Below are 17965 nucleotides of genomic sequence, written 5' to 3'. Positions count from 1 at the left end.
GTGCGCGAAGCCTGCAAAACCTTGCCAATGCCGGGGCCTGTGGTCAAGCCGGGCTGACGAGTGCTGTTTCGGGACAGCCATCCCACATGCTGGGGACACGGAACATTAACTGACAATTACTGCACAGATGCGCGTGACCACTCTGGAGTGACATCCCCTGTTCAGGGGGTTGGAGAAAAGAAGGTATTAGGTGATCGGATCCCGGGATGCGTCGGCCGCGACCGTTTCCTGCCTCACTGCGGCTTCCCAAACAGGATCTCGTCTGATGAAATCGCGGCCGTGCCGCGCGTGGCGCTGGCCGCTGCACCAGGCACGGGTCAGCGGGTCGCGCGTGGAAGAAACGACGGAGGCGATGTCGTGAGCACCGGACCTACGACCCTGCCCGGGAGCCCCAACGCCGAACAGCGGAACCGGCGCCGGCGCCTGCCCAGGCTGCGCGACGCGCGGATCCGCTCCAAGCTCGCCCTCATCCTGGTCGTTCCGGTCGCCGCTGTCATCGCACTGGCAACTATCCGACTCGTTTCGGTCGGCGAGGGCGCGTACGAGGCGGACCGGGTCCGGTCGCTGAGCGCGGTGTCCGTCGACATCGCGGCGCTCACCCAGGACCTGCACAAGGAGCGGATGGCGGCGGCGGTCTTCCTGGCCGACCCGAACCAGAAGCCGGACGCGTACAACCTGCGGGTGCGCCAGACCGACGAGCGCATCGCGGCGTACCAGGACGAGCGCGGCAAGCTCGGCGACGTGTCCGGCGCGATCAGCAACCAGCTCAAGGTGATCGACGCCCACCTGTCCACGTTGAACGGCACCCGCCAGGAAGTGCTGGACCGGCTGCAGATGCCGGTGGCCGAGGCGAGCCTGCGCTACGGCATCGTGCTCGACGACCTGGTCGCGTACAGCGACGCGCTGGCCCAGCAGCCGGGCGCGGACAGCCTGGCCGACGCCCGCCGCGCGGTGGCCGCGTTCGCCCACGCCAAGGCCCAGGTGGCCGAGGAGCAGGCGGTGGCCTTCACCGCCCTCGACGGCGGGCAGGTCGGCGAGGAGCAGTTCTCGTCCTTCGTGGCCACGCTCACCGGTCAGCAGGAGGCGCTGCTCACCTTCTCCCGGACCGCGACGCCGGGCCAGCGGGCCCTGGTGGACCGCACCGTCTCCGGTGACGCCGTCCAGCTCGCCGACCGGGTCGCCGGCGACGTCTCCCGGTCCATCGGGCGTCCGGCGCTGGTCACCCGCGACGAGGCGTCGGCCGCCATCGGCGCGGTCGACGACCTGATGCGGTGGGCCGAGATCCAGCTCCTGGACGAGATGCTGGCCGACGCCGACGAGGCACGCGCCGACGTGATCCGGCAGGCGATCGTGGAGAGCCTGCTCGTGCTGCTCACGCTCGCGGTCGCGGTGACGCTCGCCGTGGTGCTGGCCCGCTCGCTCAACGACTCGCTGCGCCGGCTGCGCGAGGGCGCACTCGCCGTGGCCAACCACGACCTGCCGGACGCGGTGAGCCGGTTGCAGAACGTCAACGCCATCGGTGACGGCGGTGTGGACGAGATCGTCCAGCAGGTACGGGACCCGATCAAGCTGAGCAACCGCGACGAGGTCGGTCAGGTGGCGGTGGCCTTCAACGTGGTCCACCGCGAGGCGGTCCGGGTCGCGGCCGAACAGGCCGCGCTGCGGACGAGCGTCTCGGCGATGTTCCTCAACCTGGCCCGCCGCTCGCAGAGCCTGGTCGACCGCATGATCGGCGAACTGGACGCGATCGAGCGGTCCGAGGAGGACCCGAAGCGGCTGGCGCAGCTGTTCGAGCTGGACCACCTCGCCACCCGGATGCGCCGCAACGACGAGAACCTGCTGGTGCTCGCCGGCGCCGACTCGGCCGTGCCGCGCCGCGACGACGCGCTCCTGGTCGACGTGCTGCGCGCCGCGCAGTCCGAAGTCGAGCTCTACAACCGGATCGAGTTCGGCACCGTCGACACCGACATCTCGGTGGCCGCGCACGCCGTCAACGACGTCGTCCGGCTGGTCGCCGAGCTGCTCGACAACGCAACCCGGTTCTCGCCGCCGAACACCACTGTGGTGGCCGACGGCCGCCGGATCCGCGACTATGTGCTGATCCAGATCGAGGACCGCGGTCTGGGCCTCAGCGACGACCAGCTCGACTCGCTCAACCGGCGCCTGGCCGCGCCGCCGACCGTCGACGTGGCCGCGTTCCGGCTGATGGGTCTGGCCGTGGTCAGCCGGCTCGCGTCCCGCTACGGGATCCGCGTCGAGCTGCGCCGCAACGTCGAGGGCGGCACCGTCGCCCAGGTCACGCTGCCGAACTCGACGGTGGTGCTGCCGGCCAACCGGGGCCAGGCACCGCTGACCCGGCCGCGTCAGCCGCTCGCCGTCGAGCAGTCCCCGCTCAGCCAGGTCGGCGCCGGTGACGCGCTGGCCGGAGCCGGGCGGGGCGCTGCCACCGCGACGCTCGCCGACCAGTGGCGCGGGGCGACCACCGCCCCGCCGTCCCGGTGGCAGACGCCCGCCGAGACGCGCGACACCACTCCCGCCGTACAGCTGGGTGGGGCGACCGGCGCGCTGCCGACTGTGGCGGCGCCCGCCCCGGTGGCCGCGGCGCCCGCCGCGCCGGCTCCGGTCTCCGGAGCGGGCTGGTCGGCCGGCGGGCCGACGGTGGCGTACCCCGCGCTGGACCCGCTGCCCAAGCGGACGCCCGGTGTCGAGTCGGCGCAACCCGCGACCCAGGCCGCACCTCCGGCCTACCAGCCGCTCGCCGCGGCGCCGGCGGTGGAGAGCACCCCGGCGACGCCGGTGGTGGCCCGGCCCGAGCAGCGGGCCGAGGCGCCGATATTCCGTGAGATGGAGGCGGTCTGGTTCCGTTCGCACGGAGAGGACGAGACCACCATCTTCACCCGTCCCACGTTCGACGAGCCGCCCGCGCCGGCACAGCCGGCGGTGGCGCCCCCCGCGGCGTCGGCGCGTCCGAAGCTGCCCACCCGTACCCCGGGGGCCCAGGCGTCGGGGCTGACCACGTCGACGACGCCGCCCGCGTACAGCCCGCCGGAGGTTCCGTCCACGCCGCCGGCGGCCGCGACGCCGCCCCCGACGCCACCCGCCGCCGAGCCCGCGCCCGCGCCGTCGATCGACCCGGAGGCCTGGCGTACGGCGGCCGACGAGGGCTGGTCGCGGGCCAGCCGTGCCGCGGAGCCCACCACCGGCGGGACCACCCGCTCCGGCCTGCCCAAGCGGGTTCCGCAGGCCCAGCTCGTGCCCGGCGGAATAGAGCCGAAGAGCGGCCGGGACCGCAGCCGGCGCACGCCGGACGAGGTACGCGGTCTGCTCTCCGCCTACCACCGTGGCGTCCAGCGGGGCCGTACGGCCGGCGCCGACCTGAACAGCACCTCGACCAAGGAGACGAACCGATGAACAGGCCGGCGGCCATGCAGGACATGGGGTGGCTTCTCACCAACTTCGCCGACAGCGTTGCGGGCATCGCGCACGTGGTGGCGGTGTCCGCGGACGGGCTGCTGCTCGCCTCCTCGCGGGATCTGCCCGGCGACCGGGCCGACCAACTCGCCGCGATCACCTCCGGCGTGGTGAGCCTGACCGAGGGCGCGGCGCGGATGTTCAGCGCCGGTGGGGTGCTGCAGACCGTGATCGAGATGGACAGCGGCTACCTGTTCCTGATGTCCATCAGCGACGGTTCGTCGATGGCCGTGCTCGCGGCGCGCAGCTGCGACGTCGGCCAGGTGGGTTACGAGATGGCACTGCTGGTGGAGCGGGTCGGCCAGGCACTGGTCCCGCTGCCGAGGGACGCGGTCCGGTCCTGATCGGAGCGGGGAGCTGACGACCGGAGCCGGTGCGGCTCCGAACGAGGGGAGGTGATCGCGAGATGGACCCGCGACGTGATCCACGTGGCGCGCTGGTGAGGCCGTACGCGGTCACCCGGGGCCGCACCGAGCCGTTGCAGAACATCGCGCTCGAAGCGGTGCTGTCGAGCACGCCGACGCAGTCGGCCGAGGCGCGCTTCGCCGGGCACGACAAGTACCGCATCTCCTCGGTCTGTGAGGGCCGGGCGCAGTCGCTTGCGGAAATCGCCGCTTACACCCGGATGCCGCTGGGCGTCACCCGGGTGCTGGTCGCCGACATGGTGGCCGAGGGCCTGCTGACGCTACACACTGCCGCTCCCGCGACGGGTTTCGCGGCGCGGATGAACCTGCTTGGAAGGGTGCTAAGTGGACTTCGCGAACTATGACCCCGACGGGGTGAACCGCGGCCGGGAGATCATCTCCGCGAAGATCGTGATCGCGGGTGGCTTCGGCGTGGGTAAGACAACGCTCGTCGGGGCGATCTCCGAGATCCAGCCGCTGACCACCGAGGCGCTGATGACCGCGGCCGGCGTGGGAATCGACGACGCGTCGAAGGTGCCGGGCAAGGAGACCACCACGGTCGCCATGGACTTCGGCCGTATCACGATGGCCGAGGACCTGATCCTCTACCTGTTCGGCACACCGGGCCAGACCCGCTTCTGGTTCATGTGGGACGAGATCATCAGGGGCGCGGTGGGTGCGGCGGTGCTCGTGGACACCCGCCGGATCACCGACGCGTTCGCGCCGCTGGACTACTTCGAGAACCGCAAGCTGCCGTACGTCGTGGCGTTGAACCGCTTCGGCGACGCGCCGCACTACGAGCTGGAGGAGGTCCGGGAGGCGCTCGCCATCTCCCCGGACGTGCCGATGGTCCTGTGCGACGCCCGTCAGCGGGACTCGGTCAAGCAGGTGCTGGTCACCGTGGTGGAGCACGCCATGCTCCGCCTCCAGGCCGAGCACGGCTACCCGGCCTCCGTGGGCTGACCGCCTGCGGGTCAGTCGACCCGCAGGCGGTACCCCCGCTTGACCACCGTCTGCACCACGCGGGGCGCCTTCAGCCCGGCTCGCAGGCGGGCGACAGCCATCTCCACCGCGTGCTCGTCGGCGCCGCGCGGCAGCGTCCGCAGCAGCGCGGTGCGGGAGAGCACCTTCCCCGGTGACGCGGCGAGTGCCCGCAGCACCGCCATCGGCGCCGGCGCCAGCTGACGCAGCTCGCCGTCCACCACCGCGGCGTGCCCGCGCAGCGTCAGGACGTGCCCGGCCGCCTTCACCGAGACGGTACGCCGGGGCAGTTCCTCGACGATGGTGCGGACCAGCGCGCCCAGCCGGGCCCGGCTCGGTGCGCTCACCGGCACCCCGCGGCGGACCAGCGGCTCGGCGGTGACGGTGCCGACGCACCCGGCCAGCACGTCACCGCGCAGCGCCTCCAGCACCGTCTCGGTACGGTCCCCGGCCGCCCGCAGCAGCGCCTCGGCCGCCGGGGCCGAGGTGAACGTGACGGCGTCGACGAGCCGCCCGGCCACCAGGTCGATGAGCCGGTGCAGCGGCGCCGGGTCGGCCGGCGGCGCCCACCGGTACACCGGCACCTCGATCACCGTGGCGCCGGCCGCCACCAGTGCGTCGGCGCACTCGGGCTGCCGCTCGCCGTGCAGTTGCATCGCCACCACCTGGCCGGCCACCCCCCGCCGGACCAGGTGCTCGACCACCTCGTCGCAGCTCTCCGAATCCGGTGACCAGTGCTCGCGCAGCCCGGCGGCACGGATCGCGCCGGTCGCCTTCGGGCCGCGGGACACCACGTAGGCGCGGGCGAGCGTGCTGCGCAGCGGCTCGGCCAGCCCCCAGCCCTCGGCCGCCTCCAGCCAGCCGCGCATGCCGATGCCGGTGTTCGCCATCAGCACGTCCGGCGGCTGTTCCAGGCAGGCCCGGGTGGCCTCACGCAGGTCCGTGTCGTCGGCCAGCGGGACGATCCGTAGCGCCGGGGCGAGCACCACCCGCGCCCCACGCCGCTGGAGCAGCGCGGCCAGTTCGTCGCGCCGCCGGTCGGCGGTGACCCCGATGGTGAAGCCGGCCAGCTCGTCCCGCATCATTCCTCCTGCCGTAACCGCACCTCGACCAGGCCGTCCCGGCAGCGCACCGGATGCCGGCGCAGCGTCACGCCCGGTAGGTCCAGGCACCGTCCCGTGGTGAGGTCGTAGACCTGCTTGTGCAGCGGCGAGGCGAGCGTGGGCACCCCGCCCCGGCTGCCGACCAGCCCCCGGGACATGACGTACGCGCCGCCGACCGGGTCGAGGTTGTCCACCGCGTACAGCCCGTCCGCGGTGCGGAAGACCGCCACCTGGACGCCGTCGACGAGCGCGGCCACGCCCCGGCCGGGGTCGAGCCGGTCCAGCGGGCAGACCGGGGTCCAGTCCAGCGTGACGACGGGGCTCATCGGCGTACCTCCGGCAGGCCCAGCACGACGGGCTGGCGGCGGTGTCCGCCGTCCGGGGGCGCGCCCCGGGCCGGCACCGGCTGGCCCCGTTCCTGGGTGAACGTGATGGACGGGTCGGGTACGTCCGGCGCGTTGACGAACGAGGTGAAGCGGCGCAGCCGGTCCGGGTCCTCCAGGACGTCGCGCCACTCGTCGGAGTAGCTCGCGACGTGCCGGGCCATCGATGCGTCGAGGTCGGCGCAGAGCCCGAGCGAGTCGTCCACGAGCACCGACCGGAGGTGGTCCAGGCCGCCGTCCATGGCCTCGATCCAGGCGGCGGTGCGCTGCAACCGGTCGGCGGTGCGGATGTAGTACATGAGGAACCTGTCGATGAGCGTGACCAGCTCCGCCGTGCTCAGGTCGGTGGCGAACAGGTCGGCGTGCCGGGGCCGGAAACCGCCGTTGCCGCCGACGTACAGGTTCCAGCCGCTCTCGGTGGCGATGATCCCGAAGTCCTTGCTCCGGGCCTCGGCGCACTCGCGGGCGCAGCCGGAGACCGCCGACTTGAGCTTGTGCGGCGCGCGCAGGCCCCGGTAGCGCAGCTCCAGCGCGACGGCGAGCCCGACCGAGTCCTGGACGCCGTAGCGACACCAGGTGTCGCCGACGCAGGACTTCACGGTGCGTAGCGCCTTGCCGTATGCGTGGCCCGACTCGAAGCCCGCGTCGACGAGCCGGCGCCAGATCTGCGGCAGCTGGTCGACCCGCGCGCCGAACAGGTCGATCCGCTGCCCGCCGGTGATCTTCGTGTACAACCGGAAGTCCCGCGCCACCTCGCCGATCGCGATCAGCTTCTCCGGGGTGATCTCCCCGCCGGGGATCCGGGGCACCACGGAGTAGCTGCCGTCGCGTTGCAGGTTGGCCAGGAAGTGGTCGTTCGTGTCCTGGAGCGACGCCGCCTCGCCGTCGAGCACGTGCCCGGTGCCGAGCGAGGCCAGGATCGAGGCCACCACCGGCTTGCAGATGTCGCACCCGCCGCCGCGCCCGTGCTCGGCGACGAGCCGGGAGAACGTGCTGATGCCCCGCACCCGGATCAGGTCGAACAGCTCCTGCCGGCTGTGGTCGAAGTGCTCGCACAGCGCGGTGGACTGGCGTACCCCGGCGGCGTCCAGCAACTGCTTCAGCATGGGCACGCAGGAACCGCAGCTCGTACCGGCCCGGGTGCACGCCTTCAGCGCCGGCACGTCGGTCGCCCCGCCGGCGATCGCCGCGTCCAGGTCGGCCCGGGTCACCGCGTTGCAGGAGCAGACCTGCGCGGTCGCGGGCAAAGCGCCCGCACCGGCGCCCGCGCCGCCGGCCGGCGCCAGCAACGCCAGCGGGGGAGCGGGCAGCGGCCCGCCGACACTGGCCCGCAACGCCGGGTACGCGCTGGCGTCCCCGACCAGCACGCCGCCGAGCAGCGTCCGCGCGTCGTCGGAGAGGACCAGCTTCGCGTACGAGCGGGTGGCCGGGTCGGTGTACGTCACGTCGAGGCAGCCGGGGGTGACGCCGTGCGCGTCACCGAACGACGCCACGTCCACACCGAGCAGCTTGAGTTTCGTGGCGGTGTCCGCGCCGGGGAACGTCGCAGCGCCGCCGAGCAGCCGGTCCGCGACCACCTCGGCGGTGGCGTACCCGGGCGCGACGAGTCCGTGGCAGACCCCGTCGACCGCCGCGCACTCGCCGACCGCCCAGATCCGCTCGTCGGCGGTCCGGCAGGACGCGTCCACCAGCACGCCGCCGCGCGGGCCCAGCGGCAGCCCGGCCGCGCGGGCCAGCTCGTCACGTGGCCGGATCCCGGCGGCCACCACCACCAGCTCCGCGTCGACCGCACGGCCGTCGGCCAGGTCGAGCGCGGCGACCGAGCCGTCCGGCCCGGGGCGCAGCGCCGTGGTGGCCACCCCGAGGTACGGCGTGACGCCCAGCTCCTCGACGTACCGCCGGAGCATCGCCCCGCCCGCCTCGTCCACCTGCACCGGCATGAGCCGGGGCGCGAACTCGACCACGCTCGTGGTGAGCCCGAGCAGCCGCAACGCGTTCGCCGCCTCCAGCCCGAGCAGCCCGCCGCCGATCACCGCGCCGCTGCGGCGGCCCCGGGCGTGCTCCCGGATCGCGGCCAGGTCGTCCAGCGTCCGGTAGACGAAGACGCCTGGCAGATCGGTGCCGTCGACCGGCGGCACGAACGCGTACGAGCCGGTGGCCAGCACCAGCGCGTCGTACGGGTACTCGCCGGCCGCCGTGGTCACCACCCGCCGTGCCCGGTCGACGCCGGTGGCCGGTTCGCCCAGTCGCAGGTCCACACCGGCGTCGGGGGTGTGCAGGTTCAGGTCGCCGGCGTCCACCCCGTCGAAGACGGCCGAGAGCCGCACCCGGTCGTACGCCGGGCGACGTTCCTCGGCGAGCACCGTGACCCGCCACCGTCCGTCGGTGTCCCGGGCCCGCAGCGCCTCGACGAACCGCTGCCCCACCATGCCGTTGCCGACCACGACCAGCCTGCTGATTCGCTCGGTCATGACGCCACCTCCACCGTCTCGCGTACCTCGTCGGTTGTGGACGGATCCGCCTCGGCGAGCCAGGCGGCGATGCCGGCCACCGCGTCCCGGCAGCTGCCGCAGCCGGTGGCGGCCCGGGTCGCCACGGACAGCTCCGCCGCCGTCCGGGCGCCTGCCCGCCAGCACGCCACCAGCGCGCCCTTGCTCACGTCGTTGCACCGGCACACCGTTGCGGCGTCCGGCATCAGCGCCGGTGACGCGGCCGGTCCGGCCGGCGCCTCGCCGAACGCCCGGCCGAGCAGCAGCGAACGCCGGTCCGCCGGCACCGGCGCGCCCCTGTCGAACAACTGCACCACCGTGCCGACCGCCGGGTTGTCGCCGAGCAGGATCGCGCCGGTCAGCCGCTCGTCCCGGATGCGCAGCCGGGCGTAGGTGCCCCGGGCCGGGTCGGCGAAGGTCAGCTCCTCGACCGGCGGCCCGTCCGGGTCGCGGGTCCCGTCCACGTCGCCCATCGCGGCCAGGTCGATGCCGGCCGCCTTGAGCCGGGTCACCGCCGGCCGGGGCCGGTACCGGGCCAGCGGGTCCGCGCCGGTCAGCACGTCGGCCACCACCCGGGCCTGCGCCCAGGCCGGCGCGACGAGCCCGGTCAGCGTCCCGTCGTGCTGGGCGCAGTCGCCGATCGCGGAGATCCGCCTGTCGCTCGTCCGCAACCGGTCGTCAACCACCACGCCCCGCTCGACGGCGAGTCCGGCCGCCGCGGCGAGCGCGGTGTCGGGGCGTACCCCGCAGCAGAGCACCAGCAGGTCGGCGTCGAGCGGCTCGGCGTCGGCCAGGTGCAGGCGGACGCCGGTGGCGCCGGCGCTCACGGCGGTGGCCGGCACCCCGAGCCGGGACCGGACGCCCAGGCCGGCGAGCGTGCCCGCGAGGACCGCGCCGGCAGGCGGGTCGAGCTGGCGTTCCATCAGGTGGCCGACCGGGTGGACCACAGTCACGTCGAGACCCCGGGCGGCCAGCCCGCGGGCCGCCTCCAGACCCAGCAGCCCGCCGCCGAGCACGATCACGCGTCGCGCGCCCTCGGCGGCGGCGAGGATCCGGCGGCAGTCGCCGAGCGTGCGGAACGGGACGACCCGCTCGGGCAGCGGGGCGAGGCCCGGCAGCGGCGGCACCACGGCCCGGCTGCCGGTGGCGAGCACCAGGTGGTCGTACCCGTGCCGCTCGCCGTCGTCGGTGACCACCTCGCGGGTGGCCCGGTCCACGGCGGTGACCGCCGCGCCGGTGCGGACCCCGACCTCCGGCCCGATTGCTTCGACCAGCTCCACGTCCGGCTCGCCGATGCGCCCGGCGAGCAGCGTGGAGAGCATGATCCGGTTGTACGCGCGGTGCGGCTCCGCCCCGAGCACTGTGATCCGCCGGTCCCCACCGCGCGCGTGCAGCTCGGCGGCGAGGCGGGCGCCGGCCATGCCGTAGCCGACGACGACGATGTGCTCGCTCATGCCGCCTCCACCCGGACCGCGCAGATCTTGAACTCGGGCATCCCGGAGACCGGGTCGAGGGCGTCGTTGGTGACCGAGTTGGCGCGTTGCGTGCCGGGCCAGTGGAACGGCGCGAAGACGGTGTCCGGCCGGATCGCGGTGCTGAGCCGGGCCGGTGCGCGCAGCTCACCCCGGCGGGAGACCACCCGTACCGGCGCCCCGTCGGTCACGCCGATCCGTGCCGCCAGGTCGGGATGCAGCTCGACGAAGCCGCCCGGCGCGGCGCGGCGCAACGCGGCCACCCGCCGGGTCTGCGCGCCGGACTGGTACTGCGCGAGCACCCGGCCGGTGGTGAAGTGCAGCGGGTAGTCGGCGCACACCGGCTCGGCGGCCGGCCGGTGGGTCACGGCGTGGAACCGGGCCCGGCCGTCCGGCGTGGGGAAGCGGTCGGCGAACAGCCGGGGCGTGTCCGGGCCTTCCCGATCCGGGCAGGGCCAGAACACGCCGGTGTCGGCGTCGATGCGGTCCCAGGTGATCCCGGCGTAGTCGGCCGGCCCGCCGGCCGAGGCCCGGCCCAGCTCCGCGAACACCTCGCGCGGATCGGCCGGCAACGGCGTCCCGCCGCCGCTCAGCCGTTCCGCCAGCGCGGCGAGGATCTCCAGCTCGGTACGGACGCCGGCGGGTGGTTCGCGCAGCGCCCGGCGGCGCAACACCCGGCCCTCCAGATTGGTCATCGTCCCGTCCTCCTCGGCCCACTGGGCGACCGGCAGCACGACGTCGGCCAGCTCGGCCGTCTCGGAGCGGACGAAGTCCGCCACCACGAGCAGGTCCAGGGCACGCAGCCGGGACTCGACCCGCGCCGCGCGGGGCGCGGACACGACCGGGTTGGAACCGAACACCAGCAGCGCCCGCGCGCCCGACGGCGTGCCGAGCGCGTCGAGGAGCTGGTACGCCGGCACTCCCGGCCCGGGCAGCGCGTCCGGGTCGACGCCCCACACCCCGGCGACGTGCTCGCGGGCCGCCGGGTCGTCGATGCGCCGGTAGCCGGGGAGCTGGTCGGCCTTCTGCCCGTGCTCCCGGCCGCCCTGCCCGTTGCCCTGCCCGGTCAGGCAGCCGTAGCCGGAGCCGGGACGGCCGGGCAGGCCCAGGGCGAGCGCCAGGTTGATGAAGGCGGTGACCGTGTCGACCCCCTTGGCGTGCTGCTCGGCGCCCCGGGCGGTGAGGACGACCGCGCGGTCCACCGTGGCCAGCGCGCGGGCGGTCGCGTACAGGTCGGCCACCGGCACGCCGGAGAGCCGTTCCACCTCCGCCGGCCAGTAGCCGGCCACCGTCCGCCGGACCTCGTCGAAGCCGGTGGTCCGCTCCGCGACGTACGCCCGGTCCAGCCAGCCCTCGGTGAGCGCGATGTGCAGCAGCGCGTTCGCCACCGCGAGGTCGGTGCCGGGCAGGGGTTGCAGGTGCAGGTCGGCCTGGCGGGCGGTGGCGGTGGCGCGCGGGTCGACCACGATCAGCCGACCGCCGCGTTCCCGCAGGTCGGTGACGTGCCGCATCAGCGGTGGCATGGTCTCGGCCGGGTTCGCGCCGACCAGCAGCAGCGTGTCCGCGCGGCCGAGGTCGGCGAGCGGGAACGGCAGTCCGCGGTCGATCCCGAACGCCCGATTCCCGGCCGCGGCGGCCGACGACATGCACCAGCGCCCGTTGTAGTCGATGTGCCGGGTCCGCAGCGTCACCCGGGCGAAGCGGCCGAGCGCGTACGCCTTCTCGTTGGTGAGTCCGCCACCGCCGAAGACGGCCACCGCGTCCGGCCCGTGGCGGTGCTGCACGTCCCGGACCCCGGCGGCGACGCGGTCCAGCGCCTCGTCCCAGGTCGCCGGCCGCAGCTCGCCGCCGGGCCGGTCGCGCAGCAGCGGCGTGGTGAGCCGCTCCGGGTGGTCGAGCAGGTCGGCGGCGGTCCAGCCCTTCTGGCACAGCCCGCCCCGGTTGGTGGGGAAGTCGCGTGCGGCGACCTCGACACCGTCACCGGTGGCGCGCAGCACCATGCCGCACTGCAACGCGCAGTACGGGCAGTGCGTGGCGGCCTCGACGGGGCGTGACCCCGTTCGCGTCGCCGTGCGTGCACCGTCTGTCATGTCGGAAAAGCGTGCCGTCGGGCGGTTTCCGGTCCGGGTCTGCTCTGTTTCGGTCCTGTCACGACCGCTTCACACCGCACGTGGGTGACGTCGTCCTCCGCGGGGTTTACAATGTGGGAAATCCGTCTCAAATAACGGGAGGCTCCGATGAGCGTGGCGGACGCGTTCGACGCGGTGGCCGGCAGCTACGACCAGGCCCGGCGCCGCTTGGTGCCCTGCTTCGACGCCTTCTACGGCACCGCTGTCGAGGTGGCCGCGCCGCCGCTGCGCGCCGCGCTCGCCGCCGGGCGTACCCCCGAGGTGCTGGACCTGGGCGCGGGCACCGGCCTGCTGTCCCTGCTGCTGGCCGCGGCCGTCCCCGGGGTCCGCCTGACGCTCGTGGACGGCGCCCCCGGCATGCTCGCGGTGGCCGCCGGGCACCTGGACGCCCGGGGCGTGCCGCACCGCACGGTCCACGCCGACCTGGCCGACCCGCTGCCCGCCGGCCGGTACGACGCGGTGGTGTCCGCGCTGGCCATCCACCACCTCGACGACTCCGGCAAGCGGGCGCTGTACCGGCGGGCCGCTGACGCGCTGGCCCCCGGCGGGGTGTTCGTCAACGCCGAGCAGGTGGCCGGACCGACCCCGGCGCTGGACCGCCGCTACGACGAGGTGTGGACGGCGCGGATCACCGAGCTGGGCTCCGACGCCGAGGAGATCGCCGCCGCGCGGGAGCGGATGCGGCACGACCAGCCGGCCCCGGTGGCCGAGCAGTGCCGGTGGCTGGCCGAGGCGGGACTGGTGGACGTGGACTGCTTCTTCAAGGAATGGCGCTTCGCGGTCTTCGGCGGCAGGCGTCCCTGAGGCGCCGTGTCCGATTCCGCGATCGGTGGGGAGGAGGATGACTGCTGGTCATACCGATGGGTAGTCTTCGCGGCATGACCGCCAAGGTGACGCTGTCGTTCTCCGACGAGACGATCGAGGAGGCGCGCCGGTTCGCCAAGCGGGAAGGGCTCTCCCTCTCCGCCTGGATGGACCAGGCCGCCCGGGAGAAGGCGCTGCGCGAGGTCTTCACCGCGCACGCCGACGCGGTCGGCCGGGCCGGCCTGGACCTGGAATCCGCCGCCCTGGCCGACGCGCAGGAGGCCGCGCTCGTCGACGACGCCCTGTTCGGCGGGCGTCCGCGTGCTGCGTAGGGGCGAGGTCTGGCGCATCTCCGGCGCCCGGGAACGGTTCGGCCTGGTGATCAGCTCCGACGTCTACAACGCCACGGCGGTGCCGATCGTGATCGTGGCCGAGGTGGTCGAGGAGTCGCTGCTGCGCGACTCGCCGCTCGCCGTGCGGATGGGCCCGTACGTGGTGATGCCCGACCGGATCTCCTCACCGATGAAGAAGTGGTTCACCGAGTGCGTGGACGTGGCCGACACCGAGACCATGCAGCGGGTCGGCCGGGCGCTGCGGATCCTCCAGGAGCTGTGACCGTCTCACCGGCGCCGTCCGGCGGACGTGCGATCTCCGTTGCCGGGCCGACGCGCGCGGGGCACGCCGGGGAAACCACGGGCTGAGAGCGTCCCCCTCGTCATCGACGAGGAGGAGTCCGTCAGTGAGCACGCTCGTTTCCGCACCGACCACGCCGCCGGCCACCACCGCCGGCCGGCTCACCGAATGGCGGCCGGAGGATCCGGCGTTCTGGGCGGCGGGCGGCGCCCGGGTGGCCCGGCGCAACCTGTACGTCTCGATCTTCGCCGAGCACGTCGGTTTCTCCGTGTGGAGCCTCTGGTCCGTCACGGTGCTGTTCCTCGGCCCCGAGTACGGCATCGACCCGGCCGGGAAGTTCCTGCTCACCGCCGTACCGGCCGCGCTGGGTGCGGTGCTGCGGCTGCCGTACACGCTGGCCGTGGCCCGCTTCGGCGGCCGGAACTGGACCATCGTGAGCGCCCTGCTGCTGCTCGTACCGGCGGTGCCGATGGCCGTGCTGATCGAGCCCGGGGTGTCGTACGCCACGCTGATGGTGCTCGCCTGCCTGTCCGGCGTCGGCGGCGGCAACTTCGCCTCGTCGATGGCGAACATCAACCTGTTCTTCCCGGAGCGGCTCAAGGGCCGGGCGCTGGGGCTCAACGCCGGCGGCGGCAACCTGGGCGTACCGGCCGTGCAACTGGTCGGGCTGGCGGTGCTGGCGACGGCCGGCGCCGCGTACCCCCGGCTCGTGCCGGCGGTCTACCTGCCGCTGATCGTGCTGGCCGCGCTGGCCGCGGCGCGGTGGCTGGACAACGTGCCGGGGGCGCGAAACGAGCCCGGCGCGCTGCGCGCGGCGGCCCGCGACCCGCACACCTGGGTGATGTCGCTGCTCTACGTGGGCACGTTCGGCTCGTTCATCGGCTTCGGGTTCGCCTTCGGCCAGGTGCTCCAGCTCCAGTTCCACGACCGGTTCCCGACGCCCGTGGACGCCGCCTGGCTGACCTTCCTCGGGCCGCTGATCGGGTCGCTGATCCGGCCCGTCGGCGGTCAGCTCGCCGACCGGCTGGGCGGGGCGCGGGTGACGTTCTGGAACTTCGTGGCGATGGCCGCCGGGGCCGGGCTGGTGCTGTACGCGGCCCGCGAGCGGTCCTTTCCGCTCTACCTGGCCGGGTTCCTGGCGCTGTTCGTCTTCTCCGGGATCGGCAACGGCTCGACGTACAAGATGATCCCGGCGATCTTCCGGGCCCGGGCCGTCGCGGAGAGCGAGCTGACCGGCGACCCGGAGGCGGCGCAGCGGCGGGCCCGGCGTCTGTCCGGGGCGGTGATCGGGATCGCCGGGGCGGTCGGGGCCTCGGGCGGGGTGCTGGTGAACGTGGCGTTCCGGCAGTCGTTCCTGACCTCCGGCACGGCGGACGCCGCGTACCTGGCATTCATCGCCTGGTACGCGCTCTGCTTCCTGGTGACCTGGGTGGTCTACCTGCGTCCGGGGCCGCGTACGCTGGCCGGCGTGTGACCTGTGCCATGACGAACCCGCAGGCCATGCGCGGCGCGACCCCGTTTTGACCTGCCACCGGGCGGCCGGGTATCGTTGCCTGCTGTTGTACGACATTCTTAGGCGTGCCGCATCAGGTACGCTTGGTCGTTCGTGCGCGCTGGTCCGGCTGGGTACTCCTGGTCACCTCGGCGCGCGACCCCAGACCGACGACGAGACAAGGTAGACCTGTGCGTACGTACAGCCCGAAGCCGGGTGAGATCGAGCGTCAGTGGCACGTCATCGACGCCTCTGATGTCGTGCTGGGCCGCCTGGCGACCCACGCCGCCACGCTCCTGCGTGGCAAGCACAAGCCGACTTTCGCGCCGCACGTCGACACGGGCGACTTCGTCGTCATCGTGAACGCGGGCAAGGTCGCGCTGACCGGCAACAAGCGTCAGACCAAGGTCGCTTACCGCCACTCCGGTTACCCGGGTGGCCTGAAGCGGGTCGGCTACGACGAGCTGCTGACCAAGCGGCCCGAGCGGGCCATCGAGCTGGCCGTGAAGGGCATGCTCCCGCACAACAAGCTGGGCCGTCAGCTTCTCAAGAAGCTGAAGGTCTACGCCGGTGCCGAGCACCCGCACACCGCGCAGCAGCCGGTGCCGTTCGAGATCAAGCAGATCGCGCAGTGAGCGCGGGCGAAGGAAGCAGCATGACCGACATCACCGCCACCGAGGTCGCCCCCGAGGCCACCGAGGCGCCGGCGCCCGTCGCGCGCGCGCCCCGTGGTGACCGCCCGATCCAGACCGTGGGTCGGCGCAAGGAAGCCATCGTCCGGGTCCGGATCGTCCCGGGCACCGGCAAGATCACCTGCAACGGCCGCGACCTCGAGGCCTACTTCCCGAGCAAGGTGCACCAGCAGCTCATCAAGGACCCGCTGGTCACCGCCGAGAAGCCCGAGGCGTTCGACGTGATCGCCAACCTGCGTGGCGGCGGCACCACCGGCCAGGCCGGCGCGCTGCGGCTCGCCATCGCCCGGGCGCTGATCGTCAGCGAGCCCGACGACCGCCCGGCCCTGAAGAAGGCCGGCTTCCTGACCCGTGACGCCCGGGTCAAGGAGAGCAAGAAGTACGGCCTCAAGAAGGCCCGCAAGGCTCCCCAGTACTCGAAGCGCTGATCACCACAAGCGTCTTGTACTTCTGACGGACGGCCGGTTCGCCTCCCCATCCGGGAGGCGGACCGGCCGTTCCGCGTTTTCTCCTCTCATCGGCAGTTCCACGGAGGTTGGCGGGTATGGGCCGGTTGTTCGGCACGGACGGCGTACGCGGGCGGGCGAACGCGGATCTCACCCCGGAGTTGGCGCTTGCGGTCGCGGTGGCCGCGGCCCACACGCTGGCCGAGACCGACAAGAGCCATCCGCCGCTCGCGGTGGTCGGCCGGGACACCCGGGCCAGCGGCGAGATGCTGGAGGCGGCGGTGGTCGCCGGGCTCACCAGCGCCGGCGCCAACGTGGTCCGGGTCGGCGTGCTGCCCACCCCGGCGGTGGCGTTCCTCACCGCCGAGGCCAAGGCCGACCTGGGCGTGATGCTCTCCGCCTCGCACAACCCGATGCCGGACAACGGCATCAAGCTGTTCGCGGCCGGCGGGCACAAGCTGCCCGACGAGATCGAGATGCGGATCGAGGAGGCGGTGAAGGCGAACGCCACCACCGCCTGGAAGCGTCCCGTCGGTGCAGGTGTCGGCCGCGTGCACGACCTACTCGACGGCGCCGACCACTACGTGCAGCACCTGGTCGGCACCGTGCCGCACCGCCTCGACGGGATCAAGGTCGTGGTCGACTGCGCCAACGGCGCGGCCGCCGACGTCGCCCCGGTCGCCTACCGGGAGGCCGGCGCCGAGGTGATCGCCATCCACGCCGAGCCGGACGGGCTCAACATCAACGACGAGTGCGGCTCGAACCACATCGAGGCGCTGCGCGCCGCAGTGGTCGAGCACGGCGCCCACCTCGGCATCGCCCACGACGGCGACGCCGACCGCTGCGTCGCGGTCACCGCCGACGGCGACGAGGTCGACGGCGACCAGGTCATGGCGATCCTCGCGCTGGCCATGCGGGACGCCGGCGAGCTGACCCAGGACACCCTGGTCGCCACCGTGATGAGCAACCTCGGTCTCCGCCTGGCCATGTCCGAGCACGGCATCCGGCTGGTCGAGACCAAGGTCGGTGACCGGTACGTGCTGGAGGAGCTGCGCGCCTCCGGCCTGGCGCTCGGGGGCGAGCAGAGCGGCCACATCGTGCTGCCCGCGTACGCGACCACCGGCGACGGCGTGCTGACCGGCCTGCACCTGATGGCCCGCATGGCCGCGACCGGCACCTCGCTGGCCGAGCTTGCCGCGGTGGTCACCAAGCTGCCCCAGGTGCTGATCAACGTGCCGGTCGGGGACCGTACCGTCGGCGCCGCCGCACCGGCCGTCCGGGCCGAGGTCGAGCGCGCCGAGGCGGAGCTGGGCGAGACCGGCCGGGTGCTGCTGCGCCCGTCCGGCACCGAGCCGCTGGTGCGGGTCATGGTCGAGGCGGCCACCGAGGACACCGCGCGTGAGGTCGCCGAGCGCATCGCCGAGCACGTGCGGACCGCGAGCCCGGTCGCCTGAGCCACGCCGCCC

16 protein-coding genes are annotated in these 17965 nt (G+C 73.7%); 11 read left to right on the top strand and 5 right to left on the bottom strand.

The features are described 5' to 3' along the window. Nucleotides 1-357: 357 nt before the first annotated feature. From IRY44_RS17425 to IRY44_RS17410, 4 genes are all read left to right on the top strand, one after another. The gene (locus IRY44_RS17425) at nt 358-3411 is read left to right on the top strand and encodes a nitrate- and nitrite sensing domain-containing protein (RefSeq protein WP_194801406.1); all 3054 of its coding nucleotides are present in this window, start codon (nt 358-360) and stop codon (nt 3409-3411) included. After that, nucleotides 3408-3815, top strand: coding sequence for a roadblock/LC7 domain-containing protein (locus IRY44_RS17420; protein WP_013288588.1), 408 nt, complete (start codon nt 3408-3410; stop codon nt 3813-3815). The genes IRY44_RS17425 and IRY44_RS17420 overlap by 4 nt, the downstream gene beginning before the upstream one ends. Nucleotides 3816-3877: 62 nt before the next feature. Beyond that, a complete protein-coding gene (locus IRY44_RS17415; RefSeq protein ID WP_013288587.1) occupies nt 3878-4240 on the top strand; it encodes a DUF742 domain-containing protein in 363 nt (120 codons plus the stop codon). Then, nucleotides 4221-4838 (top strand): ATP/GTP-binding protein, encoded by a 618-nt coding sequence (locus IRY44_RS17410; RefSeq protein ID WP_013288586.1) that lies wholly within the window; start codon nt 4221-4223, stop codon nt 4836-4838. The genes IRY44_RS17415 and IRY44_RS17410 overlap by 20 nt, the downstream gene beginning before the upstream one ends. 11 nt (nt 4839-4849) lie before the next feature. Here the strand turns inward: IRY44_RS17410 and IRY44_RS17405 are convergent, their stop codons facing one another. Genes IRY44_RS17405 through IRY44_RS17385 form a run of 5 tightly spaced genes read right to left on the bottom strand, consistent with a single transcriptional unit; the run spans nt 4850 to nt 12393 of the window. Continuing rightward, nucleotides 4850-5938 carry a uroporphyrinogen-III synthase gene (locus IRY44_RS17405; protein WP_194801405.1) on the bottom strand — a complete coding sequence of 363 codons (1089 nt, stop codon included), beginning with the start codon at nt 5936-5938 and terminating at the stop codon, nt 4850-4852. Beyond that, nucleotides 5938-6285, bottom strand: coding sequence for a nitrite reductase small subunit NirD (gene nirD / locus IRY44_RS17400; protein WP_194801404.1), 348 nt, complete (start codon nt 6283-6285; stop codon nt 5938-5940). The genes IRY44_RS17405 and nirD overlap by 1 nt, the downstream gene beginning before the upstream one ends. Next, nucleotides 6282-8813, bottom strand: coding sequence for a nitrite reductase large subunit NirB (gene nirB / locus IRY44_RS17395; protein ID WP_194801403.1), 2532 nt, complete (start codon nt 8811-8813; stop codon nt 6282-6284). The genes nirD and nirB overlap by 4 nt, the downstream gene beginning before the upstream one ends. Next, complete coding sequence (locus tag IRY44_RS17390) at nt 8810-10285, bottom strand: FAD-dependent oxidoreductase (protein WP_194801402.1); 1476 nt, start codon at nt 10283-10285, stop codon at nt 8810-8812. The genes nirB and IRY44_RS17390 overlap by 4 nt, the downstream gene beginning before the upstream one ends. Next, nucleotides 10282-12393 (bottom strand): molybdopterin oxidoreductase family protein, encoded by a 2112-nt coding sequence (locus tag IRY44_RS17385; protein ID WP_194801401.1) that lies wholly within the window; start codon nt 12391-12393, stop codon nt 10282-10284. Before IRY44_RS17385 ends, IRY44_RS17390 begins: the two co-directional genes overlap by 4 nt. Nucleotides 12394-12540: 147 nt before the next feature. On the opposite strand from IRY44_RS17385, the gene IRY44_RS17380 reads away from it, so the two are divergent. The 7 genes from IRY44_RS17380 (at nt 12541) to glmM (ending at nt 17953) form a co-directional block, all read left to right on the top strand. After that, nucleotides 12541-13236, top strand: coding sequence for a class I SAM-dependent methyltransferase (locus IRY44_RS17380; protein WP_194801400.1), 696 nt, complete (start codon nt 12541-12543; stop codon nt 13234-13236). Nucleotides 13237-13310: 74 nt separating this feature from the next. Then, nucleotides 13311-13568: a DUF6364 family protein gene (locus IRY44_RS17375; RefSeq protein ID WP_181726592.1), complete on the top strand. Its 258-nt coding sequence runs from the start codon at nt 13311-13313 to the stop codon at nt 13566-13568. Next, the gene (locus tag IRY44_RS17370) at nt 13558-13851 is read left to right on the top strand and encodes a type II toxin-antitoxin system PemK/MazF family toxin (RefSeq protein ID WP_120573117.1); all 294 of its coding nucleotides are present in this window, start codon (nt 13558-13560) and stop codon (nt 13849-13851) included. The genes IRY44_RS17375 and IRY44_RS17370 overlap by 11 nt, the downstream gene beginning before the upstream one ends. 124 nt (nt 13852-13975) lie before the next feature. Beyond that, nucleotides 13976-15343: an MFS transporter gene (locus IRY44_RS17365; RefSeq protein ID WP_194801399.1), complete on the top strand. Its 1368-nt coding sequence runs from the start codon at nt 13976-13978 to the stop codon at nt 15341-15343. 209 nt (nt 15344-15552) lie between these two features. After that, nucleotides 15553-15996, top strand: coding sequence for a 50S ribosomal protein L13 (gene rplM / locus IRY44_RS17360; RefSeq protein WP_013288574.1), 444 nt, complete (start codon nt 15553-15555; stop codon nt 15994-15996). Between the two features lie 20 nt (nt 15997-16016). Then, nucleotides 16017-16481, top strand: coding sequence for a 30S ribosomal protein S9 (gene rpsI / locus IRY44_RS17355; protein WP_018784602.1), 465 nt, complete (start codon nt 16017-16019; stop codon nt 16479-16481). 116 nt (nt 16482-16597) lie between these two features. Further along, nucleotides 16598-17953, top strand: coding sequence for a phosphoglucosamine mutase (gene glmM / locus IRY44_RS17350; RefSeq protein ID WP_194801398.1), 1356 nt, complete (start codon nt 16598-16600; stop codon nt 17951-17953). Nucleotides 17954-17965 lie beyond the last annotated feature (12 nt).

This window comes from Micromonospora sp. ANENR4, assembly GCF_015354395.1.
Lineage (GTDB): Bacteria > Actinomycetota > Actinomycetes > Mycobacteriales > Micromonosporaceae > Micromonospora > Micromonospora aurantiaca.
This window is presented reverse-complemented; position numbering and strand designations above follow the sequence as displayed.

Excerpts from the sequence above, each read along its gene's own strand:
- glmM (WP_194801398.1), top strand. The coding sequence starts at position 16,598 with ATGGGCCGGTTGTTCGGCACGGACGGCGTACGCGGGCGGGCGAACGCG.
- IRY44_RS17390 (WP_194801402.1), bottom strand. The coding sequence starts at position 10,285 with ATGAGCGAGCACATCGTCGTCGTCGGCTACGGCATGGCCGGCGCCCGC.
- rpsI (WP_018784602.1), top strand. The coding sequence starts at position 16,017 with ATGACCGACATCACCGCCACCGAGGTCGCCCCCGAGGCCACCGAGGCG.
- IRY44_RS17420 (WP_013288588.1), top strand. The coding sequence starts at position 3,408 with ATGAACAGGCCGGCGGCCATGCAGGACATGGGGTGGCTTCTCACCAAC.
- IRY44_RS17405 (WP_194801405.1), bottom strand. The coding sequence starts at position 5,938 with ATGCGGGACGAGCTGGCCGGCTTCACCATCGGGGTCACCGCCGACCGG.
- IRY44_RS17380 (WP_194801400.1), top strand. The coding sequence starts at position 12,541 with ATGAGCGTGGCGGACGCGTTCGACGCGGTGGCCGGCAGCTACGACCAG.
- IRY44_RS17415 (WP_013288587.1), top strand. The coding sequence starts at position 3,878 with ATGGACCCGCGACGTGATCCACGTGGCGCGCTGGTGAGGCCGTACGCG.
- nirB (WP_194801403.1), bottom strand. The coding sequence starts at position 8,813 with ATGACCGAGCGAATCAGCAGGCTGGTCGTGGTCGGCAACGGCATGGTG.
- IRY44_RS17385 (WP_194801401.1), bottom strand. The coding sequence starts at position 12,393 with ATGACAGACGGTGCACGCACGGCGACGCGAACGGGGTCACGCCCCGTC.
- nirD (WP_194801404.1), bottom strand. The coding sequence starts at position 6,285 with ATGAGCCCCGTCGTCACGCTGGACTGGACCCCGGTCTGCCCGCTGGAC.
- IRY44_RS17375 (WP_181726592.1), top strand. The coding sequence starts at position 13,311 with ATGACCGCCAAGGTGACGCTGTCGTTCTCCGACGAGACGATCGAGGAG.